General features: G+C 73.0%; 21 protein-coding genes and 1 pseudogene. 10 read left to right on the top strand and 12 right to left on the bottom strand.

Going from position 1 to position 21,799, the window contains the following annotated elements; all coding sequences use genetic code 11:
- Nucleotides 1-37 precede the first annotated feature (37 nt).
- Nucleotides 38-1,576, bottom strand: a complete 1,539-nt coding sequence (locus tag ACIPRD_RS00315; RefSeq protein ID WP_401558700.1) for a gamma-aminobutyraldehyde dehydrogenase — start codon at nt 1,574-1,576, stop codon at nt 38-40.
- 207 nt (nt 1,577-1,783) lie between these two features.
- Between ACIPRD_RS00315 and ACIPRD_RS00320 the strand changes: the two genes are divergently transcribed.
- Nucleotides 1,784-2,365 (top strand): NADAR family protein, encoded by a 582-nt coding sequence (locus ACIPRD_RS00320; RefSeq protein ID WP_401558703.1) that lies wholly within the window; start codon nt 1,784-1,786, stop codon nt 2,363-2,365.
- Between the two features lie 306 nt (nt 2,366-2,671).
- On the opposite strand, the gene ACIPRD_RS00325 is transcribed toward ACIPRD_RS00320, so the two are convergent.
- Nucleotides 2,672-3,433, bottom strand: a complete 762-nt coding sequence (locus tag ACIPRD_RS00325; RefSeq protein WP_401558705.1) for a DUF4190 domain-containing protein — start codon at nt 3,431-3,433, stop codon at nt 2,672-2,674.
- A 174-nt stretch (nt 3,434-3,607) separates the two neighbouring features.
- Between ACIPRD_RS00325 and ACIPRD_RS00330 the strand changes: the two are divergent.
- Together ACIPRD_RS00330 and ACIPRD_RS00335 are read left to right on the top strand one after the other, a co-directional pair.
- Nucleotides 3,608-4,736 (top strand): annotated as a pseudogene (locus ACIPRD_RS00330) (adenosine deaminase).
- Between the two features lie 203 nt (nt 4,737-4,939).
- Nucleotides 4,940-5,647 (top strand): glycerophosphodiester phosphodiesterase, encoded by a 708-nt coding sequence (locus ACIPRD_RS00335; protein ID WP_401558707.1) that lies wholly within the window; start codon nt 4,940-4,942, stop codon nt 5,645-5,647.
- Nucleotides 5,648-5,839: 192 nt separating this feature from the next.
- On the opposite strand, the gene ACIPRD_RS00340 is transcribed toward ACIPRD_RS00335, so the two are convergent.
- Nucleotides 5,840-6,040, bottom strand: coding sequence for a hypothetical protein (locus tag ACIPRD_RS00340; RefSeq protein WP_356404304.1), 201 nt, complete (start codon nt 6,038-6,040; stop codon nt 5,840-5,842).
- A 282-nt stretch (nt 6,041-6,322) separates the two neighbouring features.
- On the opposite strand from ACIPRD_RS00340, the gene ACIPRD_RS00345 reads away from it, so the two are divergent.
- From ACIPRD_RS00345 to ACIPRD_RS00365, 5 genes are all read left to right on the top strand, one after another.
- Nucleotides 6,323-8,284 carry an ATP-binding protein gene (locus tag ACIPRD_RS00345; RefSeq protein WP_401558710.1) on the top strand — a complete coding sequence of 654 codons (1,962 nt, stop codon included), beginning with the start codon at nt 6,323-6,325 and terminating at the stop codon, nt 8,282-8,284.
- 6 nt (nt 8,285-8,290) lie between these two features.
- On the top strand, nt 8,291-8,686 hold the full coding sequence (locus ACIPRD_RS00350) for a roadblock/LC7 domain-containing protein (protein ID WP_356404300.1): 396 nt from the start codon (nt 8,291-8,293) through the stop codon (nt 8,684-8,686).
- 3 nt (nt 8,687-8,689) lie between these two features.
- Nucleotides 8,690-9,082: a DUF742 domain-containing protein gene (locus ACIPRD_RS00355; RefSeq protein WP_356404298.1), complete on the top strand. Its 393-nt coding sequence runs from the start codon at nt 8,690-8,692 to the stop codon at nt 9,080-9,082.
- Nucleotides 9,060-9,644, top strand: a complete 585-nt coding sequence (locus ACIPRD_RS00360; RefSeq protein WP_356404296.1) for an ATP/GTP-binding protein — start codon at nt 9,060-9,062, stop codon at nt 9,642-9,644. The genes ACIPRD_RS00355 and ACIPRD_RS00360 overlap by 23 nt, the downstream gene beginning before the upstream one ends.
- Nucleotides 9,645-9,713: 69 nt before the next feature.
- Complete coding sequence (locus ACIPRD_RS00365) at nt 9,714-10,262, top strand: GAF domain-containing protein (RefSeq protein WP_356404294.1); 549 nt, start codon at nt 9,714-9,716, stop codon at nt 10,260-10,262.
- A gap of 39 nt (nt 10,263-10,301) precedes the next feature.
- Here ACIPRD_RS00365 and ACIPRD_RS00370 read toward each other — a convergent pair whose 3' ends face one another.
- A complete protein-coding gene (locus tag ACIPRD_RS00370) occupies nt 10,302-10,826 on the bottom strand; it encodes a hypothetical protein (RefSeq protein WP_401558715.1) in 525 nt (174 codons plus the stop codon).
- Between the two features lie 143 nt (nt 10,827-10,969).
- Here ACIPRD_RS00370 and ACIPRD_RS00375 point away from each other — a divergent pair, with 143 nt between their 5' ends.
- Together ACIPRD_RS00375 and ACIPRD_RS00380 are read left to right on the top strand one after the other, a co-directional pair.
- On the top strand, nt 10,970-12,229 hold the full coding sequence (locus ACIPRD_RS00375) for an SLC13 family permease (protein ID WP_401558718.1): 1,260 nt from the start codon (nt 10,970-10,972) through the stop codon (nt 12,227-12,229).
- Between the two features lie 244 nt (nt 12,230-12,473).
- Nucleotides 12,474-12,977 (top strand): hypothetical protein, encoded by a 504-nt coding sequence (locus ACIPRD_RS00380; protein ID WP_356404288.1) that lies wholly within the window; start codon nt 12,474-12,476, stop codon nt 12,975-12,977.
- A 22-nt stretch (nt 12,978-12,999) separates the two neighbouring features.
- Here ACIPRD_RS00380 and ACIPRD_RS00385 read toward each other — a convergent pair whose 3' ends face one another.
- The 8 genes from ACIPRD_RS00385 to ACIPRD_RS00420 all read right to left on the bottom strand — a co-directional run bounded on the left by ACIPRD_RS00385 (nt 13,000) and on the right by ACIPRD_RS00420 (nt 21,474).
- On the bottom strand, nt 13,000-13,752 hold the full coding sequence (locus ACIPRD_RS00385; RefSeq protein ID WP_401558720.1) for a FadR/GntR family transcriptional regulator: 753 nt from the start codon (nt 13,750-13,752) through the stop codon (nt 13,000-13,002).
- A 10-nt stretch (nt 13,753-13,762) separates the two neighbouring features.
- Nucleotides 13,763-14,809: a D-erythronate dehydrogenase gene (gene denD, locus ACIPRD_RS00390; protein ID WP_401558723.1), complete on the bottom strand. Its 1,047-nt coding sequence runs from the start codon at nt 14,807-14,809 to the stop codon at nt 13,763-13,765.
- The gene (gene otnI, locus ACIPRD_RS00395; protein ID WP_401558726.1) at nt 14,806-15,609 is read right to left on the bottom strand and encodes a 2-oxo-tetronate isomerase; all 804 of its coding nucleotides are present in this window, start codon (nt 15,607-15,609) and stop codon (nt 14,806-14,808) included. Before otnI ends, denD begins: the two co-directional genes overlap by 4 nt.
- A 70-nt stretch (nt 15,610-15,679) precedes the next feature.
- A complete protein-coding gene (locus ACIPRD_RS00400; RefSeq protein ID WP_401558729.1) occupies nt 15,680-16,984 on the bottom strand; it encodes an MFS transporter in 1,305 nt (434 codons plus the stop codon).
- 206 nt (nt 16,985-17,190) lie between these two features.
- Nucleotides 17,191-17,862, bottom strand: a complete 672-nt coding sequence (locus ACIPRD_RS00405) for an aldolase (RefSeq protein ID WP_401558732.1) — start codon at nt 17,860-17,862, stop codon at nt 17,191-17,193.
- On the bottom strand, nt 17,859-19,217 hold the full coding sequence (gene otnK, locus ACIPRD_RS00410; protein WP_401558735.1) for a 3-oxo-tetronate kinase: 1,359 nt from the start codon (nt 19,215-19,217) through the stop codon (nt 17,859-17,861). Before otnK ends, ACIPRD_RS00405 begins: the two co-directional genes overlap by 4 nt.
- A gap of 1 nt (nt 19,218) precedes the next feature.
- Nucleotides 19,219-20,142: an L-threonate dehydrogenase gene (gene ltnD / locus ACIPRD_RS00415; protein WP_401558737.1), complete on the bottom strand. Its 924-nt coding sequence runs from the start codon at nt 20,140-20,142 to the stop codon at nt 19,219-19,221.
- A 168-nt stretch (nt 20,143-20,310) separates the two neighbouring features.
- The gene (locus ACIPRD_RS00420) at nt 20,311-21,474 is read right to left on the bottom strand and encodes a spermidine/putrescine ABC transporter substrate-binding protein (protein WP_401558740.1); all 1,164 of its coding nucleotides are present in this window, start codon (nt 21,472-21,474) and stop codon (nt 20,311-20,313) included.
- Between the last annotated feature and the right edge of the window lie 325 nt (nt 21,475-21,799).

The following is a 21,799-nucleotide window of genomic DNA, read 5'->3' on the forward strand; positions in this document are numbered from 1 at the left end:
GGGCGTGGGGGTCCGCCGGGGGCGGGGAGAGGCGTACCTAGAACCGGTCGCCGAAGACCGTGCGGTGCCAGTCCTTGCGGGCCACCGCCGTGTTGTCGAACATCACATGCTTGACCTGCGTGTACTCCTCGAACGAGTACGCCGACATGTCCTTGCCGTAGCCGGAGGCGCCGTACCCGCCGTGCGGCATCTCACTGATGATCGGGATGTGGTCGTTGATCCACACACAGCCCGCCTTGATCTCGCGGGTGGCCCGGTTGGCGCGGTAGACGTTCCCGGTCCAGGCGGAGGCGGCCAGGCCGTACGGGGTGTCGTTGGCCAGGCCGATGCCCTCGTCGTCGGTGTCGAAGGGGAGCACCGCCAGCACCGGTCCGAAGACCTCGCACTGGACGATCTCGCTGTCCTGGGCCGCGTCCGCGACGAGGGTCGGCGGATAGAAGGCGCCGTTCTCCAGCTCCCCCTTCGGCACCTCTCCCCCGGTCACCACGCGCGCGTAGCCGCGCGCCCGGTCCACGAACGCGGCGACGCGGTCGCGGTGGGCGTGCGAGACGAGCGGTCCGAGGTCGGTGCCGGGGGCGAAGGGGTCACCGAGCCGTACCGTCTCCATCAGCGCGGCGGTCCGCTCGACGAAGGCCTCGTACAGGGGGCGCTGCACGTACGCGCGCGTGGCGGCCGTGCAGTCCTGGCCGGTGTTGATGAGCGCGGCGGCCACGGCTCCGTTGACCGCGGCGTCCAGGTCGGCGTCGTCGAAGACGAGGAAGGGCGCCTTGCCGCCCAGTTCCAGGTGCAGGCGCTTGACTCCGGCGGTGGCGATCTCGGCGACCCGCCTGCCGACGGCGGTGGAGCCGGTGAAGGAGGTCATGGCGACGTCGGGGTGGGCGACCAGGTGCTCGCCCGCCTCCTTGCCGGTGCCGTTGACGATGTTGACGACACCGTCCGGGATGCCCGCGTCCGTGGCGGCCCGGGCGAAGAGCAGCGAGGTCAGCGGGGTCAGTTCGGCGGGCTTCAGGACGATCGTGTTGCCCGCGGCGATCGCCGGGAGGATCTTCCAGGCGGCCATCTGGAGGGGGTAGTTCCAGGGGGCGATGGAGCCGACGACACCGATCGGCTCGCGGCGGACGTACGAGGTGTGGTCGCCGGAGTACTCCCCCGCGGACTGCCCCTGGAGGTGGCGGGCGGCGCCCGCGAAGAAGGCGGTGTTGTCGACGGTGCCCGGCACGTCGAACTCGCGGGTGAGCTTGAGCGGCTTGCCGCACTGGAGCGACTCGGCGCGGGCGAAGTCCTCGGCGCGCTCGGCGAGGACGGCGGCGAAGCGGTGCAGCGCGTCGGAGCGCTCGCCCGGGGTGGCGCCGGACCAGGCGGGGAAGGCGGCGCGCGCGGCGGCGACGGCCGCGTCGACGTCGTCGGCGCCGGCCAGTTCGTAGGTGTACACCGCCTCGCCGGTCGCGGGGTCGACGACGGTGTGGGTGCGCCCCGAGGTGCCCTTCGTCAGGCGGCCCCCGATGAACTGCGCGCCGTCGGCGAAGAGGGTCGGTGCGGGGAATCGTTCCTGGGGGGCGGTGCCGGGATTGTGCATGTCGCTCTCCTCCGCCAGGCCCCCTGTCCCAGGGGTCGTGGCGTAGCTCCAGCTCGATTTGAGTGCCGATCCTGACAGAGGCATAGGGAGCCAACAAGTGATTCCGTTGTTGCCTTTTGGTTACGCGACGGAATCTGTCGACCAGGTGTCGAGCCCGCCGGGAAAAGGACGGACGGAGTGTCAGTGGCGCCTGCCAGACTCGCGTGCATGGGGATCAGGGACACGCGCACGCTCGTCGAGGAGGTCCGCGGGGGCGGACGCCTGAAGTATCTGCACTTCTGGGGGCACCGCCCGCGGCCCGACGGCCGGACCGGTGCGGGCTGCCTGAGTCAGTGGTGGCCGTCGCCCTTCACGGTGGACGGCGTGGAGTACGCGACGGCCGAGCACTGGATGATGGCCGGCAAGGCCCGGCTGTTCGCGGACCCGGAGGCCGAGCGCCGGGTGCTCGCGGCGGCGCATCCCGCCGAGGCGAAGAAGGCCGGCCGGCTGGTGCGGGGGTTCGACGAGGAGGTCTGGGAGCGGGAGCGCTTCCGGATCGTCGTCGAGGGCAGCGTGCACAAGTTCGCCGCGGACGACGCGCTCCGGGACTTCCTGCTCGGCACCGGTGAGCGGGTGCTGGTGGAGGCGAGCCCCGTGGACCGGGTGTGGGGCATAGGCCTCGCCGCCTCCGACGAGGCGGCGTCGGATCCCGAGCGGTGGCGGGGACTCAACCTGCTGGGCTTCGCGCTGATGGAAGCACGGGAACGGCTCGCGACGGCGCAGGCGGCCGGCACGGACGCGACGGCGTAGACGGCCGGCACGGACGCGACGGCGTAGACGGCCGGCACGGGCGGGACGGCGTAGGCGGCCGGAGCGGCGCAGGCGGTCCGGACGGCCGGGGCAGCGCAGGCGGGTGAGACCCGGCGGGCACGGGCGGCGCGGGCGGAACCGTCTGCCGCGGCCGGGACCGCCGGGGCGGCGCCGGAACCGTCGGGGCGGGGCCGGGACCGTGCGCCGACCGGGACTCCGGCGGGCGGACACGGCTCCGCCCCGCTCGTGCCGTGGGGGGCCGGGGGTGAGCGGGGCGGCGGATGTACGGACCGGGCGCGGCCGGTCTCAGGCCCGCGTCACCGACACCGGTGCGGCGGGAGCGTGGTTGTCGTACGGCGCGAACGTCGTGTCCTTGTGGGTCGCCGCCATCGCGAAGGCGACGATCAGCAGGGTGATGACCGCGACGCCGAGGACGATGCCGATGATGCCCGTGATGAAGCCGGCCTGGGCCTGGCCCCGGTTGGTGGCCTCACCGCGGTCGGCCAGCTTCTTGGCCTTCACGCCGAGGACCACGGCGACGATGCCGAGCACCAGCGAGAACACCCCGTAGACACAGAACAGGCAGCAGGACACGATGCCCAGCACCATGGCGGCGACGCCCATGTTGTTGCGCGGCGGCGCCTGCATGCCGGGCCAGCCGTAGCCCTGCGGGTAGGCGGGGTAGCCGTAGCCGGGCGCCCCGGGGACTCCCATGCCGGGTGCGCCCATGCCAGGGGCTCCCATGCCGGGTGCGCCCATGCCGGGGCCGGTGGGCGCGACGGGCGGCGGCGGTACGGCGGCCCCACCGGGCGCGTGCGCCGGGGGCGCGGCGGGCGGGCCGAAGCCGGGGGCCGGCATGGAGGTGACGGTCTGGTGGTCGTGCACCCCCGCGGGCGGCACCGGCGGCTGCTGCGCCGCGGGCGGCTGCTCCTGCGGAACGGGCTGCCCGGGTATGCGGTCCTGGACCGGCGGCTGCTGGGCACCCTTCTCCAGCGAGGTCTTGCTCTCGGGCGGCGCCCAGGGATTGCCGAACCCCTCGCCCGCGCCCGGCTGTGTCCCGTCCGTCATGTCCCCATCCCCGTCCCTCGTCCGTCCCGACATGCTAAAGCCTGCTCTCCGCGCCCCGGAGGCCCGGTACCGGGGCCTCCGCCGCCTAGGCACCGGGCGCCGGGCGCCGGGCGCCGGGCGCCGGGCGCCTAGGATGCTGGGGAGTCATCCGATCAGCCGATCACCCGCACCCGCTTGCCGGACCACGAGTCCACGGGTGCCGTTCACCGGGGAGGACCCCTTGACCGAGCTCAGCTCCGCGACCGCAGGCGTACCCGCCGCCGGCCCGGCCCACGACGATCTGCACGCCTTCATCGCCGGGCTGCCCAAGGCCGAGCTGCACGTGCACCACGTGGGTTCCGCGTCCCCCCGCATCGTCTCGGAGCTGGCCGCACGGCACCCCGACTCGAAGGTGCCGACGGACCCCGAGGCACTGGCCGACTACTTCACGTTCACCGACTTCGCGCACTTCATCCAGGTGTACCTGTCGGTCGTCGACCTGATCCGCACCCCGGAGGACGTACGGCTGCTCACGTTCGAGGTCGCCCGCGACCTGGCGCGCCAGCAGGTGCGCTACGCCGAGCTGACCATCACCCCGTACTCCTCCGTCCGGCGCGGCATCGACGAGAAGGCGTTCATGGACGCCATCGAGGACGCCCGCAAGGCGGCGGAGGCCGAGTTCGGGACCGTACTGCGCTGGTGCTTCGACATCCCGGGCGAGGCGGGACTCGAGTCCGCCGAGGTGACGGCCCGGCTGGCGACCGACGACCGGATACGTCCGGAGGGCCTGGTGTCCTTCGGACTCGGCGGCCCCGAGATCGGCGTGCCCCGGCCGCAGTTCAAGCCCTACTTCGACCGGGCCATCGCGGCCGGACTGCACTCCGTCCCGCACGCCGGTGAGACGACCGGCCCGCAGACGGTGTGGGACGCGCTGACGGAGCTGCGCGCCGAGCGCATCGGGCACGGCACCAGTTCCGCCCAGGACCCGGCGCTCCTCGCCCACCTCGCCGAGCACCGCATCGCGCTGGAGGTCTGCCCGACCTCGAACATCGCCACCCGCGCGGTCCGCACCCTCGACGAGCACCCGCTGAAGACGTTCGTCGACGCCGGCGTGCTGGTCACGATCAACTCCGACGACCCGCCGATGTTCGGCACCGACCTGAACTCCGAGTACGCGGTGGCCGCCCGGCTGCTCGGCCTGGACGAGCGGGGCGTGGCCGCGCTGGCGAAGAACGCCGTCGAGGCGTCCTTCCTGGACACGGCGGGCAAGGCCCGGATCGCCGCGGAGATCGACACGTACACGAACGGCAGGCTCGCCCGCTGACCCAGGGCCTGTCCTCCGGATCACGCCGGGGTCGCGGGGGCCGGCACGCACGTCCACGGCGTTGCCGGCGCGCCGCGCCGGCGCGCTCCTCCGCCTCGCAGCCGCACGCACCGGACCCCGCTCGGGTGAGCGATGAGGCGCTGCGGGGCCGGCCCGGCCCGATCCGGAAGAAAGGCCCTGGCCGTACGGCAAGAATGGGGGCCATGCAGACCGTGACTGCCGTGGCCCACCGCGGCGACCCCTACCGCTTCCGCGAGAACACCCTCGACTCGCTGCGTTCGGCCATCGCGCGGGGCGCGGACGCGGTCGAGATCGATGTGCGGCTCACCCGCGACGGCGTCCCCGTGCTGCTGCACGACGAGACGCTGAAGCGGCTGTGGGAGGTCGACAGGCCGCTGCGCACGCTGTCGGCGGCGGAGGTACGCGGACTCACGGGCGGCGGGGTGCCGACCCTGGCAGAGGCGCTGGCCGCGACGGACGGCGTGCGGGTGCTGGCGGACCTGTGCGGCCCGGTCGACCGGCGCACCGCCGAGCGGATCATGGACGTGGTCCAGCAGGCCGGGGCCCGGGACCGCGTGTACTACTGCGCGGGCGCGGAGGCCATGCTGGCCGTCCGGGCGGCCGACCCGTCCGCCGAGATCGCCCTGACGCGTACGACGCTGGCCCCGCCCCGGCACACGCTGCTGGACGTGGTGCGGCCGCGCTGGCTCAACTACCGCTTCTCCCTGGTCGACCGCGACCTGGCGGCCCACGTCCACCGCGCCGGTTACCTGCTGTCGGTGTGGACGCCGGACACCCGTCGCTCCATGCGCCGTCTGCTCGACCTCGGCGTCGACTCCATCACCACGAACCGTGTCGGCACGCTGCGGGCACTGCGCGCGAAGGAGACGGGCACGGAAGCGGGCCTGTAGGAGCACAGCGGGGCCCGTCCGGGCCGTCGGCGACGGCCATCGGCCACAGCCGTCGGTCACGGCCGTCGGGCATCGCCATCGGGCACGGCCGTCGGGGCACGGCCCACCGGTCACGGCCGTCCGTCCCGCCCCTCGGTCACGGCCGTCGGACCCCACTCCCCCGCCCGGCCGCCACGGGTCGTCAGCCGGCCGTCATCCGTTCGCCGACCGTCCGCGGGGGCGGTCGGTGCGCGGATCGTCGGTCCGTTCGCCCTCCGCCTGGGACGGTTCGGTCCTCAGGACGTCCGGGTGCGACTCGACCGACGTGCGTTCGCCCGCCTCGTCGCGCTCTCCCTCGGCCTGCGAGGGCGTGCGCGCGTACCAGGTGTCGCGGTCCGAGGCTCCGGATCCCATGTCGGACCTCCTTCGTCACTCACCTCCATCGTCCCCCCGCGCACGCGTCCCGGCGATACGGCCGGGCGGGGCGCGTCCCTTCGTGGACCACAGGTGAGGACACGGTGGACCAGTCGTGCCCTCGGGAGACGCGGTTCGGTCCGGGATCACCCGATCTGATAAACCATTGCCCACGACGTAACTGCTCGTGACGCGAACAGTCGTTGCCTGTAACGTGCCTCGCACACTTCTGGCCTGCCGGCCCAAACGCAACCAGGGACTGTGATGCAGGAACCTTCGACGTTGCCCGCACACGCTCCGCAAGGGACGACGGCGGTCGGCCCCCCGCACGCGCACGCGGCGGAGAGCGGCGTGCCGGGGCGCGGCGGAGCCGCGGTGCGCCACATCGTGCTCCTCGCGGTGCTGCCCGCCGTGCTGGTCGCGCTCACCGGAGCGGCGGCCGGCGCCCTGCTCTTCGACGTCGGGGCGGACCGTGTCGGCGGAAGCGCCTTCTGGATCCTGCTCACCGGCACCCTGCTCATCGTCTGCGGCATCCTGACGAGCGCGGCGCTGCTGGCCGTCACGAAGGCACGCGCCCTGGGCCACCGGCATGCCGAGGTGAGCGCGCTCGCGGCCCGCGGGCAGGCCGAACTGGCCGAACTCCGGCGGCAGTTCGACCGCAGCAAGGATCTGCTGGAGCGCCGCGGGAACGCGGACGGCGCGCTGCCGGAGCAGGCGGAGGACGCGCTGGACCGGCTGGGCGACAAGATCGCGTCGGTCCAGCGGGCCACCGCGGGCGCCGTACACGCCCCTGCTCCCGGCGCAGGGACCGGGGACCTCGCCGCGCCGGGGTCGCCTTCGCGCGACGAGCGGAACTTCGAGGTCTTCGCCAACATGGCGCGCAGGCTCGAATCGCTGGTGCACCGCGAGATCGGCCTGCTGGACGAGCTGGAGAACGAGGTCGAGAACCCCGACCTGCTCAAGGGCCTGTTCCGGGTGGACCACCTGGCCACCCGGATCCGCCGCTACGCCGAGAACCTGGCCGTGCTCGGCGGTGCGGTCTCCCACCGCATGTGGACGCGGCCGGTCAGCATGGCCGACGTGATGCGCTCCGCCGCCGCCGAGGTCGAGAACTACGCGCGGGTCAAGATGGTCCCCCCGGTCGAGGGGACGGTGAACGGGCACGCGGTCGTCGACGTCGTCCACCTGCTGGCGGAACTGGTCGAGAACGCCACGGTGTTCTCTCCTCCGCACACCCAGGTGCTGCTGCGCGCCGAACACGTCCCGGCGGGGCTCGCGATCGAGGTCGAGGACCGCGGCCTGGGCATGACCTCCGCCGAGCGCCACCAGATGAACGCCCTGCTCGCCGCGCCCGACGGGGTCGCGCTCGGCGAGCTCCTGAAGGACGGCCGGATCGGCCTGTACGTGGTCTCCGCGCTCGCCCGGCGGCACGGCATCGTCGTCCAGCTCCAGAACAACGTGTACGGCGGCACCCAGGCCGTCGCCGTGCTGCCGCCCGAACTGATCGGCGGCCGGCCGGCGGTGACGGAGACACGGCAGGAACAGGCGGACGCCTCCGCCACCGAGTCCGCGAGGACACCCGCGCCCGCTCCCTCCCCCGCATCCGCATCCGCATCCGCATCCGCATCCGCATCCGCATCCGCATCCGCATCCGCATCATCGGCATCGGCGTCGGCGCGCGGCACGGAACCGGCGGCGCACGCTCCGGCCCGGGAGACACCCGCGCCCGCGCGTCCGGCGTCCCGGCGGGCCGCGGCGTCCGAGGAGACGAGCCGTGACACGGACGACGGCCGCCCCTCGCTGCCCAAGCGTCAGCGCCAGGAGAACCTCGCACCCGAACTGCGGGAGTCCGCCCGCCAGGAGGCCGCCCGCGCGGACGCGCCGGACACGCCGGAGGCGGACGTCGACCACGATCCCGGCCTGATGGCGGCCTTCCGGAGCGGGGTACGCCGGGCCGAGGATCCCGCCGGCACGGAGGCCCCGGCAGACGCAGCCCCCGCAGACGCGGGTACGCCCGGGGACGCGCGAGGCCCCGAGGGCTCGGGTGCGTCCGAGGGCGCCGGCGCGCCCGAGGCCGGGAGCGTGCCCGAAGCCGGCAGTCAGCCCGAAGCCGGGGATCAGCCCGAAGCCGGGAGTCGGCCCGAAGCTGGGCGTGAGCCCGAGGCCGCGGAAGACCGCGGGACCGCGGACGCGTCCGGAACCGCGGACGACCCCGAGCAGTTGTACGTCATCGAGAAGAAGTAGGCGATCGTGGTGAGCGAAGATCTTTCCTGGCTGCTGAGCGGCCTCCTGCAGCGCGTCCCGCACACGCGCAGCGCGCTGCTGCTGTCCTCCGACGGGCTCGTGATGGCCGCGGACGGCCTGGACACGGACGCGGCGGACCACCTGGCCGCCCTGTCCAGCGGTCTGTACTCGCTGGCCCGCAGCGCGGGCAAGAAGTTCGACGACGGCGGCGACGTACGGCAGATCGTGACCGAGCTCAGCAACTCGCTGCTCTTCGTCTCCGCGGCCGGGCAGGGCGCCCTGCTCGCGGTGCTGGCCGGCTCCGACGCGGACGTGGCCGTGCTCGGCTACGAGATGACCATGATGGTCAAGGGTGTCCGCCGCCACCTCGGGGTCGCTCCACGGCAGTCGGTGGAGCAGTGACCGATGCCCCAGGCGCCGGGGGACCCGGAGAGGCCGCTGCTCGACGATGCCGTCGGGCGGCTGGTCCGGCCGTACACCGTCAGCGAGGGACGCACCGAACCCACGCGTCACTTCGACCTGATGACCATGGTGGTGGCCACCGGCGGTGCGCTGCGCGACGACCTCGGCCTGGATCACAGCCAGGTGCTGGACCTGTGCCGGACACCGGTGACGGTGGCTGAGATCGCGGGTCTCACCCGGATGCCGGCGACGGTGATCAAGGTACTGCTGTCCGACCTGGCCGAGCGCGGCGCGATCACCGCGCGGCCTTTCGATCTGGCTCTGCGGGGACCGAACACGGCCCCCGATCTGAAACTTCTGGAGGCGTTGCGGGATGGGCTCCTCAAGCGGCTCTGAGACCTCCGGCGCCCGGTCCCTGCCGACGGGGATCAAGATTCTGGTCGCCGGTGGCTTCGGAGTCGGCAAGACCACGTTCGTGGGAGCGGTCAGCGAGATACCCCCGTTGAGCACGGAGGAGTTGCTGACCGAGGTCAGCGCCGCCACGGACCGGCTGGACGGCGTGGAGAAGAAGGCCACCACCACGGTGGCCATGGACTTCGGGCGGATCACCCTCGACGCCGACCACGTGCTCTATCTGTTCGGCACGCCCGGGCAGGAGCGCTTCTGGTTCCTGTGGGACGAGATGTCGGCCGGCGCGCTGGGCGCGGTCGTCCTCGCCGACACCCGGCGGCTGGAACACTCCTTCGCGGCGGTCGACTTCTTCGAGGGCCGCGGGATCGACTTCGTCGTCGCGGTCAACGAGTTCGACGGGGCGCACACCTACTCGCCGGAGGAGGTGCGGGCCGCGCTGGACCTCAAACCCGGCGTGCCGGTGGTGCTGTGCGACGCCCGCGTGTCGAGCTCCGGCATCCAGGTCCTGCTCGCGCTCGTGCAGCACCTGATCACTTCCAGCATCTGACCACGTCAAGGAGTGCCCATGTCAGCGAGCGTGTCGAGAGCCCCCTCGGGAGGGGAGCCGGGGATAGGCATGCGTCATCTCCTGCTCCCTCCGCAGGATCCCGAGGCCCAGGCCCGGGCACGCCGGCTCAAGGAGCTGGGGATCGAGGACCGGCCGCTCCCGGAGTACGACGCGTTCGCGCGCGAGCTGGCGAGGCGTACCGGCGGGTGCTACGCGGGCGTCAACTTCTTCGTCGACGAGAACCGCCAGTACTTCGCCGGCCTCTACAGCGCGGTCTCCGACATGACCGTGGAACTGGACTCCACGCTGCTGGCGGACCCGGTGCCCGGCCGGGTGATGCCGCGCGACCTCGACATCGGCTTCTGCCCGCACGTGGTCAGGCGGCGCAAGGCCCTGGTGCTGGACGACGTCCGCGACTTCCCGCGCTTCGCCGGGAACCACGTCGTCGACGCGATCGGCATCCACTCCTACCTGGGGGCCCCGCTGATCGACAGCACGGGCACGGTGCTGGGCACGATCTGCTCGGTCGACCAGGACCCGCACCCCTGGGGCCACGAGGGCCTGGAGACCATCAAGTCGATGGCGGCGGAGCTGGTGGAGCGCATCGAGCGCGGATAGGGGTGCCCCCGGGTCCGGCGAGCCGGAGCCGCGTCGCGTTCAAGCGGTGGAGGCCACGGCGCTCGCCGGCGTGCCGTAGGCCTCCAGGCGCTTGATCTTCTCGCGTACGACGTACAGGGGCACGATCCCGAACACCCCGAAGGACATGTCGATCAGGCTCCACCAGAAGGGGATGCCGCGGACGGGTCCGCAGATCAACGCGAGCGGGATGATGCCGGCGCAGGCGATCATGCCGAACTCGACGACCCAGATGTTGCGGACCGGGTCGCGGTAGGGGCCGTAGAAGGCGACCGCGATGACGAGGTGCGCGAACGCCAGCCAGTCGGTGCCGTAGAGCACGAACGGGTAGTCGGTGTCGGCGGTGTCGAGGCCCTCGCGCACCCGGGTGATCCAGGCCATGAGCCCGGGCAGGTGGTCGGGTGCGGACATCGCGCGCAACGCGCTCTCGGTCCAGCGCAGTTCGTGGACGAGCGGGAAGGCGGTGGCCCCGCTGAGCGCGAGACACACGACGAAGAAGGCCAGCCAGACGCGAATGCCCTTGAGCAGGGCGGCTCTTTCGCTCATGGACAGGAGCGTACGCCTTCAATTGAACGCGTTCAAAAACCTTTCCGGCCACCTCGTCCGCCGACGCCCCGCTCCCGGCACCCCGCCCCGGCTCCCCCGCTCCCCCGGCCCGGTGCGGGCGCCCGTGTGCGACCCTTCCCAGCGTGCGTTTCTTTCTCCGTCTGCATGTTCTCGACAGGGTGGCGATCGGCCTGCTGGCCATCGGGCTGCTCTGCGTCGCGACCGGTGTGCTGCCCACGGCGCAGGCCTCCGACGCGATGGCCCGGATCGCCCCGCTGCTGGCGTTCCTGGCCACCGTGATCGTGCTCGCCGAACTGACCAGTCAGGCCCAGGTGTTCGACGTGCTGGCCGCACGGATGGCCCGGGCCGGGCGGGGCAGCTATCCCCTCCTCTTCCTGCTCTGCGTGGCCTTCGCCTCCGTCACCACCATCGCCCTGAACCTGGACACCACCGCGGTCCTGCTGACCCCGGTGATGCTGGCGCTCGCCACCCGGGTGGGCATCGCGCCTGTGCCGCTGGCGATGACGACGGTGTGGCTGGCCAACACCGCGAGTCTGCTGCTGCCCGTCTCCAACCTGACGAACCTGCTGGCCGCGAACAGGGTGGCGCTGTCACCCGTGGAGCTGGCGGGGCGGATGTGGGCTCCTCAGCTGGCGGCCGTCCTGGTGACGATGGCCTGCCTGTGGTGCTTCTTCTGGCGCGCGGCCCGGCGCGAGTCCCCCGGCCTGCCGGACACGGACGCCGGAGCGGACACCGGCGGCGGCGCGACGGCCCTCGGGACCGGCGCGGCCCGCTACACGGCGCCGGAGCCGCCCGCCCCGGCCGACCTGGTGCTCTTCCGCGCCTGCGCGCTCGCCTGCGCCGGCTTCCTGCTCGCCATCCTGGTGGCGGACGTGCCGCTGTGGATGGCCTCCGCGACGGCCGCGGCGGTCGTGGTGGCGGCCTTCGCGCTCCGCGACCGCGCCGCCCTGCGGATCTCCCTGATCCCCTGGCGGCTGCTGGTGATGGTCCCCGGCATGTTCCTCGTGGTCGAGGCGGTGAACGCCCACGGCCTGCACGAGCTGCTCGCGGCGGCGATCGGCCGTGACGGCGACACCCTCGGCCTCTTCCGCGCGGCCGCGGTCGGCGGCGGCCTCTCCAACGTGCTCAACAACCTCCCGGTCTACCTCGCCGGCGAGGCGGCCGTCCCGGCCGCCAACCACGACCAGCTCCTCGCCCTGCTGATCGGCGTCAACGCCGGCCCGGTGATCACACCGTGGGCCTCGCTGGCGACCCTGCTCTGGTACGAGCGCTGCCACGCGTACGGCGTCCGGGTGCCGGTGGCCCGGCTGATGGGCACCGGCGCGGTACTGGCGGTGTGCGCGGTCGCGGCGTCGGTGGGCGCCCTGGCGCTGACCCGCTAGCGCCCGGCGGCGGCCTCTGCCGCAACCTCGGACCCCACAGATGCGTCACAGATATGACGTGACGCCGTCTCGCCACGCACGCGGGGCACTTGCCGCCTCGAAGGCCGCGCACCGGAGGCGTCCACCGGACGGGGCGGGGGCTCGTCCGGCCCTCGTCCGCCCCACCCCAGGAGGACCGTTGCCGCCCGTCCCGCCGTCCACGCGTGCCCGCCCACCGTCCACGCGCGCCCGTCTCGGACTGGCGGTGTCCCTCCTGCTGCCCGCGGCCTTCCTCGGCGGATGCTCCGTCTTCGGCGGCCTGAGCTGCGAGGACAAGGAAGCGGACGCCGAACTCGCGCGGCTCGCGGCCGACCCGCTGTTCGACGCGGCACCCGCCCGCGCCACCGCTCCCGCCGACCACCGCGACGCGGGCGTGACGACGGAGTGCGACGACGACAGCAGTGGTCCGGCGTGGCTGCACGCGGACCGCGTGTACGCCTTCCCGGGCAGGCCCGAGGACGTCCTCGCCCACTACGCGCAGAAGGCCGCCCCGGCGGGCTGGCGGGCCCGGCGCGATCCGTACCCCGACGCACCGCCCCCGAGCGTGGACGGCGCCTGCTGGACGAGGACCACGCGGGGGCGGCACCTGATGTTCCAGATCGGCTTCGACACCCGCGGGTTCGTCTCCGCGCCCCGGGCGGGGAACGGCGTCGTCTACGTGGTGACGGTGGGCACCGAGGCGGACAGCGACACCGCCTGCTGGGACTGACCCGGCGGTGCCGGACGGCGGGTCAGGTCTTCGGGCCCAGCTCCACGTCGATGTCGCCGTTCTCCGTCCAGAAGCCGTCGTCCGCGTCCTGGAGCCTGGCCGCGGCGTGCCGCATGTGGCGGCGGGCCGCGGCGTGCGCGCCCTCGGGGTCGCGGGCCTCGACGGCCGCGAGGATGGCGTGGTGCTCCAGCCGTACGGCCTCGATGAAGTCGCCGCGCCGGGCCTCGTTGGCACGGGTGACGCGGATGCCGCCGCGGGCCACCTCGCCGAGGTAGCGCACCGTGGAGACGAGGACGTCGTTGCCGGTGGACTCGGCGATGGAGCGGTGGAAGGCGAGATCCTCGTCCACGCCGTCGCCGCCGGCCGCGACCGCGGCGTCCAGCGCGTCCAGCGCCTGCCGCATCCGGGCGAGGTCGTCCGGGGTGGCGCGGGTGGCGGCCAGCGCGGCCGCCTCGCCCTCCAGGGCGGAGCGGACCTCGACGATCTGGAACACCTTGGACCTGGTGCCGGGGGACTCCGCCTCCAGGTCGAGCGGCCGCGTGCGCCGGGGCAGCACGAAGACGCCGAGCCCCTGGCGCGGCTCGACCAGACCGGCGTTGCGCAGCCGCGACACGGCCTCGCGGACGACCGTCCGGCTGACGCCGAGCTGTTTGACCAGCTCCACCTCGGTCGGCAGCCGGTCGCCCTCGGCGAGCCCTCCGGACTCGATCTCCTCCGCGAGAATCGCGGCGACCCGGTCCGCGAGCCGCACGGGACCGCTCACCTTGGAAAACATGCTTTTCAGTCTATCGATCCACGCTCGGGCGCCCGGCTTCGAGCGCGGTGACGGCGGACACGGCGTCGCCGTGGGCGGCGATGTAGTCCCGTACGACGGACTCGAAGTCGGGGTCGGCCGCCAGTCCGAGCGCGGCGGCGCGCGCGTTGTCGAAGCGGGCGGGCCAGGAGCCCACGATGGCCTCGACGGCGGGCGCGGGCGCGACCGTCACCAGGTCGGCGGCGGTGTCACCGGCGACCCGGCGCAGCGTGTCCAGCATCTCGGCGACCGTGACGGTGAGCGCCGGCAGGTTGACCGGGATCAGCCCGTCGAGCAGGCCGGGGGCGCCGCCGCGCTCCAGCTCGGCGACCTTGAGGATGCCCTCGACCGTGCGGCGGGGCGAGGCCAGGGCGACGCGCAGCGCGGGGTCGACGGGGCAGACGGCGGGGAGGCCGGCCAGCGGCTCGCGGATGATCCCGGACAGGAAGCCGGACGCGGCGGCGTTGGGCCTGCCGGGCCGCACGGACACGGTCATCAGGCGGGCGACACGGCCGTCCAGGAAGCCGCGGCGGGTGTACTCGGCGACCAGTTGCTCGCAGACGTGCTTCTGCACGCCGTAGCTGGACCGGGGGGTCGGCAGGGTGGCCTCGCTGACCACCTCGGGCAGGGGCAGCGCGGGGTCGGAGCCGTAGACGGCGACGCTGCTGGAGAACAGCAGCCGCACCAGCGGGCCGCCGGCCGCGGCCTGGGCGCGGGCGGCTTCGAGCAGGGCGCGGGTGGTGTCCACGTTGGCGCCCATGCCGAGGTCGAAGTCGGCCTCGCACTCGGCCGACACGGCGGACGCGAGGTGGATCACCGCGTCCACGGGCTCGGCGAACAGCTCGCCGAGGCGTGCGGTCAGGTCGCCCTGTACGACGTCCACGAGCGGGTCGGCGCCGAGCGGCGGGTCCTCGGGGACGAACAGGTCGGCGAGCACGAGCCGGCCGAGCGGCGCGCCGCGGAACGTCCGCTTCTCCAGGAGGCGTTCGGCGACCTGGCGGCCCAGGAAGCCGAAGCCTCCGGTGATGACGATCCTCATGCGTGTGCTCCTCGGTAGTCGTCGAACCAGCCGAGCCCCTCGCTCGTGCCGGCGCGGGGGCGGTATTCGCAGCCGATCCACCCCTCGAAGTCCAACTCGTCGATCACGTCGAAGAGATGGCGGATGTCCAGTTCGCCCGTGTCGGGTTCGTGCCGGTCGGGCACGCCCGCGATCTGCAGATGGCCGACCCGGCCGGTCGGCAGGTCGCGGCGCAGGGTCGTGGTCAGGTCGCCCTCGGTGATCTGGCAGTGGTAGAGGTCGAGCTGGACTCCGAGCGCGGTCGTGCCCAGCTCCCGGACGATCGCGTGGGCTTCGGCCTGCCGGTGCAGGAAGTAGCCCGGCATGTCACGGTGGTTGATGGGCTCGATCAGGATGTCCACGCCGGCCGCGGCGGCCCGCTCGGCGGCCCAGGCGAGATTGGCGAGGTAGGTGTCGCGGTACCGGGCCGCCTCGGCGGCGGTGGTGCCGGCCGGGACCAGCCCGGCCATCACGTGCACCCGGGGGCAGCCGAGGGCGGCCGCGTACTCCAGCGCGCGCTCGACGCCGGCGCGCGTCTCCGCCTCGCGTCCGGGCAGGGCGGCGGTCCCGCGCTCCCCCGCGTCCCAGTCGCCGGGCGGTGCGTTGAACAGCACCTGCCGCAGGCCGTGTTCGTCGAGCAGGCGGCGCAGGGCGGCGGCTTCGTACGCGTAGGGGAAGAGGTACTCGACGGCTTCGAACCCGTCGGCCGAGGCCGCGGCGAAGCGGGCCGGGAAAGGGTGTTCCGTGTACATCATGGACAGGTTCGCTGCGAACCTCGGCATGGTGACTCCTGTGACTGCTGGGGGTGCGACGGGACCGGATCCGCACATCCGGTCCCGCCGCCGACGCCGGTCAGCGGTTGACGACGTCCTTCTTGGTGGCGAGTACGGCGGCGGCTCCGACGACGAGGCTGAGCGCCAGGACGTACATCGGTATCGAGGCCGATCCGGTGCTGTCCTTGAGGGCGCCGATCATGTACGGGCTGGCGAACCCGGCCAGGTTTCCGACCGAGTTGATGACCGCGAGGCCGGCCGCGGCGGCGGTGCCGCTGAGGAAGGCGGTGGGCAGCGACCAGAAGAGCGGGGCGCAGGTGAGCACACCGGCGGCGGCGAAGGACAGCGCGATCAGGGACAGCGCGGTCGAGCCGGACCAGGAGGCGGCGAGCGAGAAGCCGACGGCGCCCATGAGGCTGGGGACCACCAGGTGCCAGCGGCGTTCGCGGCGCCGGTCGGCGGAGCGGCCGAACAGGTTCATCGCGACGAGGGCGGCGAGGAACGGCACCGCGCTGAGCACACCGATCGCGAAGTTGCCCTTGATGCCGGTGGATTCGACGAAGGTGGGCATCCAGAACGTCAGCGCGTACTGGCCCATGATGAAGCAGAAGTAGATGAGGCTCATCAGCCACACCTTGGGATCGCGGAAGCCGTCCCGGACCTTGCCGTGCGCCGCCTGCTGCGGGGCGTCCTCGGCGAGCGCCCGCTCGATGACGTCCTTCTCCTCGTCGCTGAGCCACTTCGCGTCGCGCACACCGTTGTCGAGGTAGAACAGCGTGGCCACGCCGACGATGAGCGCGGGGACCGCCTCCAGCGCGAACATCCACTGCCAGCCCTGCCAGCCGCCCACGCCGTGGAACGCGTCCAGGATCCAGCCGGAGAGCGGGTTGCCGAAGATGCCCGCCACGGGGATGGCCGACATGAACATCGCGATGACGCGGGCCCGGCGGTAGGAGGGGAACCAGTAGGTGCAGTAGAGGATGACTCCGGGGTAGAAGCCCGCCTCGGCCGCGCCGAGCAGGAACCGGAGCACGTAGAAGGTCTTCTCGCCGGTGACGAACACGAACGCCGCCGAGACCACACCCCAGCTGATCATGATCCGGGCGATCCAGGTGCGGGCGCCGACGCGCTGGAGCAGCAGGTTCGAGGGGACCTCGAAGAGGAAGTACCCGATGAAGAACAGTCCGGCGCCGAGGCCGTACGACGCCTCGCTGAACCCGAGGTCGTCGGACATCTGCAGCTTGGCGAAGCCGACGTTGACGCGGTCGAGGTAGGAGACGATGTAGCAGAGGACGAGGAAGGGGACGATGTGCCGGACGACCTTGCGGAAGACGGCGTTCTCGCGGGTGAGGTCGGCTTCGGTGGCGACCGCGGGGAGAGACATGACGAATCCTTGGAGCGGCTCGGAGGGATTGTCAGACGGGGACGGCAGTACGGCGGGGTCGGGAACGGGGGACGGGGAGGTGCGTCACCGGCAGGCGACGCGGGCGGGACCGGTGGTCCGGCAAGCCGGGCCGGTGGAGGCCGGGCCGATGGCGGCCGGGCCGATGGGGGCCGGGCCCGGACAGGTGAGTCCTGGGACCTGGCGGGTCACCAGGCGGCGCCGAACACGTCACGCAGTTCGGCGAGGGCGGGGGCGGGGAGCGGTTCGGGCCGCCGGCCGGTGAGGAGCCACAGGCGGGCCGTCTCCTCCAGTTCCTCCAGGACCGCCAGGGCGGCGGCCGCGTCGGGCCCCCAGACCACGGGGCCCAGCCGGTCCAGCAGCACGGCCCTGACGGGCGTGCCGTTCGCCGCGCCCGCGGCGATGCGTTCGGCCACCAGATCGGCCACGCGCGGGTCGCCGGGCCGGTGGTAGGGGACGAGGGGCACGTGCCCGACCTTCATCACGTAGTACGGCGTGATCGGCGGAAGGACGTCGTCCGCGCTCCACACACCGGCCAGGGTGAGCCCGACCAGGTGGGTGGAGTGGGTGTGGACGACGAAGCGGGCGCTGGGATCGGCCTCGTAGATGCGCCGGTGGAGCGTCAGGGTCTTGCTGGCGCGGTCGCCCGCGATCTGCTCGCCGTCCGCGCCGACGAGGGCGAGCCTGCCGGGTTCGAGGAAGCCGAGGGCGGCGTCGGTCGGGGTGATCAGGTGGCCGTCGGGCACCCTGGCACTGATGTTGCCGGCGCTGGCGTGGACGTACCCGCGGGCGAACAGGCTCGTGCCCACCCGTACGATCTCGCGCCGCGCCTCCTCCACCGCGGTGCCGGGGCCGGTCATGACGTCTCCAGCAGGGTGAACGCGTCGGAGAAGAAGCCGGGACCGCCGAAGTTCCCGGACTTCAGCGTGATGTGGAGCGTGTCCCCGCCGGACCGGTCGTCCTCGCCGGGCCGTGCCCCCGCGCCGGGCCGGGTGTCCGCGCCGGGCCGGGTGGCCTCGTCCGGCAGTACGGCCGCGCACCAGGGCACGCCGGGGTCGATCTGCGGCCCGATCCTGAGCCCGGTGAGACCGAGGGCCTGGACGACCGCGCCCGAGGTCTCGCCGCCCGCGACGACGAGCCGGCGCACTCCGCGCTCGACGAGTCCGCGCGCCACCCGGGCGAGGGTCCGCTCGACCAGTTCGCCGGCCTCGGCCGCGCCGAGCCTGCCCTGGACGTCGCGCACGGCGTCGGGGTCCTCGGTGGAGTAGACGAGGACGGGCCCGTCGGCGAGGTGGGCACCGGCGAAGGCCAGGGCCTCGCCGGCCACGTCCTCACCGGCCGCGACGCGCAGCGGGTCCACGCGGTAGGCGGGCCGGCCGGTGTCCAGGAACTCGCGGACCTGCCGGTTGGTGGCGGCGGAGACGGACCCGGAGACCACGGCCCGGTGCCCGCCGGCCGGCGGCAGCTGCGCGGCGGCCGGGGACGGCTCGAACCCCCAGTTCGCGGGGAGCCCGATGGCCAGCCCCGAGCCGGCGGTCACCAGGGGAAGGTCCCGGACGGCCTCGCCGAGGGTCACGAGGTCGTCGTTGGAGACGGCGTCCACGATGGCGATCCCGGTGCCCTGCTCGCGCAGTCCGGCGACGCGGTCCCGGACGGCCTCCGCGCCCCGGGCGACGGCCGTGTGGTCGATGAGGCCGACGGGGCGCTTGGTCTGCGTGCCGAGGACCGACACCAGGTCGGAGTCGGTCATGGGGGTGAGCGGGTGGTGCCGCATGCCGCTCTCGCCGAGCAGCACGTCCCCCACGAACAGGTGGCCCTTGAAGACCGTGCGTCCGTTGTCGGGGAAGGCGGGGGTGGCGACCGTGAAGTCGGTGCCGAGCGCGTCCATCAGGGCCTCGGTGACCGGTCCGATGTTGCCGGCCGGCGTCGAGTCGAAGGTCGAGCAGTACTTGAAGTAGATCTGCTCCGCGCCCATGGCGCGCAGCCAGGCCAGGGACTTCAGCGAGGCCTCGACGGCGTCGGCGGCCGGCACGGTGCGCGACTTGAGCGCGACGACCACGGCGTCCGCGTCGCGGGCCTCGCGGCGGGCGCGCTCGTCGCCGTCGTCCGGTACGCCGATCAGCTGGACCACGCGCATGCCCGCGCGTACGAGGTTGTTCGCCAGGTCCGTGGCGCCGGTGAAGTCGTCGGCGATGCAGCCGAGTCGGATTCCCATGTCAGTTCGAGCCCTCCGTCGGCTCCGGCAGGTCGATGCCGGGGAAGATCTTGATCACCGCGCTGTCGTCCTCGCCGCCGAGGCCGGCCGCCGCGGCCTGGAGGAACATCTGGTGGGCGGTGGCGGCGAGCGGCAGCGGGAACCGCTCGGGGCGGGCGGAGTCGAGGACGATCCCGAGGTCCTTGACGAAGATGTCGACCGCCGACAGGGGCGTGTAGTCACCGGCGAGCACGTGCGCCATGCGGTTCTCGAACATCCATGAGTTGCCCGCGCTGTGGGTGATGACCTCGTACAGCGCCTCGGCCGGCACCCCGGCCCGGATGCCGAGCGCCATCGCCTCGGCGGCCGCGGCGATGTGCACGCCCGCGAGAAGCTGGTTGACCACCTTGACCTTGGAGCCGAGCCCGGCGCTCTCGCCCAGGCGGTAGACCGTGGCACTCATGGCGTCGAGCACGGGTCCGGCGAGGGCGTACGCCTCGGCCGGCCCGGAGGTCATCATGGTCAGCTCGCCGGCCGCGGCACGCACGGCACCGCCGGAGACGGGAGCGTCCAGGTAGAGCACGCCCGACTCGGCCAGCCGGTCGGCGAGTTCGGCGGACCGGGCGGGGTCCACGGTGGAGCACATCACGAACACGGCGCCGGGCCGCAGCCGCGGGACGGCCCCGCCCTCACCGAACAACACCGCTTCGGTCTGTGCCGAGTTGACCACGACGCCGACCAGGACATCGACGACGGAGGCCAGTTCGGCCGGGGTCGCGTACGCGGTGCCGCCCTCCCGGGCGAACTCCGCCGCCACGTCGGCCCGCAGGTCGTGGACCCCCACGTCGTACCCCGCGCTCCGCAGGCTACGCGCCATCCCGAGCCCCATGGCCCCGAGTCCCACCACACCGACACGCGGCGGGGCGGACCTCTCCTGGTCGTTCATGCGCAACATCCTTGTCTCGCTCTGCCGTCCGGACGCCCGACGCACCTCACTGCCAGGCCTCGTCGCCGACGGTCAGGTCATATGATGACCTGACAACAAGAGCGGGCGCACTGTGATGCCGGTCACACTCACGGGGGGTGAGGGGACCGGCGTGGGAGCAGACGAGTCCTACAGCCCCACGATCGCGTTCCACCGCTTGGCGAACTCCAGCCGTTCCGTGGACGTGATGTCACGGGCGATGGCGAGGCGTTCGCGCATGGTGCTGTCGGGGAAGATCAGGGGGTTGTCCGCGAGGGCCGCCGTGTCCTTGTCCTTGGAGGCGGCGAGGACCTCCTTGGCCGCCGGGACCGGGCAGACGTAGTTGACCCAGGCGGCGAGCTCCGCGGCGACCTCGGGGTCGTAGTAGTAGTCCATCAGGCGCTCGGCGTTGGCCTTGTGGCTCGCCCGGTCCGGGATCATGAGGGAGTCGGACCAGAGTTCGGCACCCTCCTCGGGGACGACGAACCGGATGTCGGGGTTGTCCGCCTGGAGCTGGATCACGTCGCCGGAGTAGGCCTGGCAGGCGAGGACGTCACCGCTGACCAGGTCCTTGGTGTAGTCGTTGCCGGTGAAGCGGCGTATCTGGCCGCGGCGGACCTGGCGCTCCACCTCGTCGCAGACGGCGTGGAAGTCGGCGGGCCGCCAGCGGGTGATGTCGACGCCGTTGCCCTGCATCAGCAGCGCGAACGCCTCGTCGAGACCGGAGAGCAGGGTCACCCGGCCCTTGAGGTCGCTCGCCCACAGGTCCTTCACGCCGCGTATCTCGCGGCCCAGCTTGCGGCGGTCGTAGGCGATGCCGGTGATCCCGGACTGCCAGGGCAGCGTGAACATGCGGCCCGGGTCGAAGGCGGGCGAGCGCAGCAGCGGGTCGAGGTACTTAGCCACGTTGGGCTGGTGGGCGCGGTCCATCCGCTGCACCCAGCCGAGGCGCACGTAACGGGCGCACATCCAGTCGCTGATGACGATCAGGTCGCGGCCGGTCGGCTGGTGGTTCATCAGCGCCGGGCTGATCTTGCCGAAGAACTCGTCGTTGTCGTTGATCTCCTCGACGTAGTCGACGGAGATGCCGGTGCGCTTCTCGAAGGCGTCCAGCGTGGGCCGCTTCTGCGGGTCGTCGTCATCGGTGTCGATGTACAGCGGCCAGTTCGCGAAGACCAGACTCCGGTCCGCGGCGGACCTGTCGGCCACGGCACGCTCGCCGGGCTGGACGTAGGCGCCCCGCACCCCGCAGCCGGCCAGCGCGCCGGCCGCGGCGGTACCCCCGAGCGCGCGCAGCAGCGAGCGGCGGGACACAGAGGCGGAAAAAGGGGAAGTCCGGTGCACCCCGGAAGTGTGCCGCCTCCCCCCGAAGAACAAGAAATCGCCCCCCACCTCCCCAGGAGCGCGAGAAACTCCCCGCCCAACCCCGCCCCCCCACCCCGAAGGGGCGCGAGGAACCGCGCGAAAGACCCCCCACCCACCCGCAGAGAACCCCGACCCTCACCCCCCCCAGGGGCGCGGGGAACTGCGCGACCAGCCCCCACCCACCCGCACAGAAAAACGCACCGGGGTGCAGAGCCACCAACAGCCCCGCACCCCGACACCAACAGCAACCGACCCCCGCCGACCCCCCGGAGGG

Origin of the sequence: Streptomyces sp. NPDC090108 (genome assembly GCF_044747185.1) — a bacterium.
Lineage (GTDB): Bacteria > Actinomycetota > Actinomycetes > Streptomycetales > Streptomycetaceae > Streptomyces.

What these genes read in the sequence shown, in the direction of transcription:
- ACIPRD_RS00325 (WP_401558705.1), bottom strand. Translation starts at nt 3,433, where the DNA reads ATGACGGACGGGACACAGCCGGGCGCGGGCGAGGGGTTCGGCAATCCC.
- ACIPRD_RS00360 (WP_356404296.1), top strand. Translation starts at nt 9,060, where the DNA reads ATGGGCTCCTCAAGCGGCTCTGAGACCTCCGGCGCCCGGTCCCTGCCG.
- ACIPRD_RS00385 (WP_401558720.1), bottom strand. Translation starts at nt 13,752, where the DNA reads ATGTTTTCCAAGGTGAGCGGTCCCGTGCGGCTCGCGGACCGGGTCGCC.
- ACIPRD_RS00400 (WP_401558729.1), bottom strand. Translation starts at nt 16,984, where the DNA reads ATGTCTCTCCCCGCGGTCGCCACCGAAGCCGACCTCACCCGCGAGAAC.
- denD (WP_401558723.1), bottom strand. Translation starts at nt 14,809, where the DNA reads ATGAGGATCGTCATCACCGGAGGCTTCGGCTTCCTGGGCCGCCAGGTC.
- ACIPRD_RS00340 (WP_356404304.1), bottom strand. Translation starts at nt 6,040, where the DNA reads ATGGGATCCGGAGCCTCGGACCGCGACACCTGGTACGCGCGCACGCCC.
- ACIPRD_RS00365 (WP_356404294.1), top strand. Translation starts at nt 9,714, where the DNA reads ATGCGTCATCTCCTGCTCCCTCCGCAGGATCCCGAGGCCCAGGCCCGG.
- otnK (WP_401558735.1), bottom strand. Translation starts at nt 19,217, where the DNA reads ATGGGAATCCGACTCGGCTGCATCGCCGACGACTTCACCGGCGCCACG.
- ACIPRD_RS00315 (WP_401558700.1), bottom strand. Translation starts at nt 1,576, where the DNA reads ATGCACAATCCCGGCACCGCCCCCCAGGAACGATTCCCCGCACCGACC.
- ACIPRD_RS00320 (WP_401558703.1), top strand. Translation starts at nt 1,784, where the DNA reads ATGGGGATCAGGGACACGCGCACGCTCGTCGAGGAGGTCCGCGGGGGC.
- ACIPRD_RS00335 (WP_401558707.1), top strand. Translation starts at nt 4,940, where the DNA reads ATGCAGACCGTGACTGCCGTGGCCCACCGCGGCGACCCCTACCGCTTC.
- ACIPRD_RS00370 (WP_401558715.1), bottom strand. Translation starts at nt 10,826, where the DNA reads ATGAGCGAAAGAGCCGCCCTGCTCAAGGGCATTCGCGTCTGGCTGGCC.
- otnI (WP_401558726.1), bottom strand. Translation starts at nt 15,609, where the DNA reads ATGCCGAGGTTCGCAGCGAACCTGTCCATGATGTACACGGAACACCCT.
- ACIPRD_RS00355 (WP_356404298.1), top strand. Translation starts at nt 8,690, where the DNA reads ATGCCCCAGGCGCCGGGGGACCCGGAGAGGCCGCTGCTCGACGATGCC.
- ltnD (WP_401558737.1), bottom strand. Translation starts at nt 20,142, where the DNA reads ATGAACGACCAGGAGAGGTCCGCCCCGCCGCGTGTCGGTGTGGTGGGA.
- ACIPRD_RS00405 (WP_401558732.1), bottom strand. Translation starts at nt 17,862, where the DNA reads ATGACCGGCCCCGGCACCGCGGTGGAGGAGGCGCGGCGCGAGATCGTA.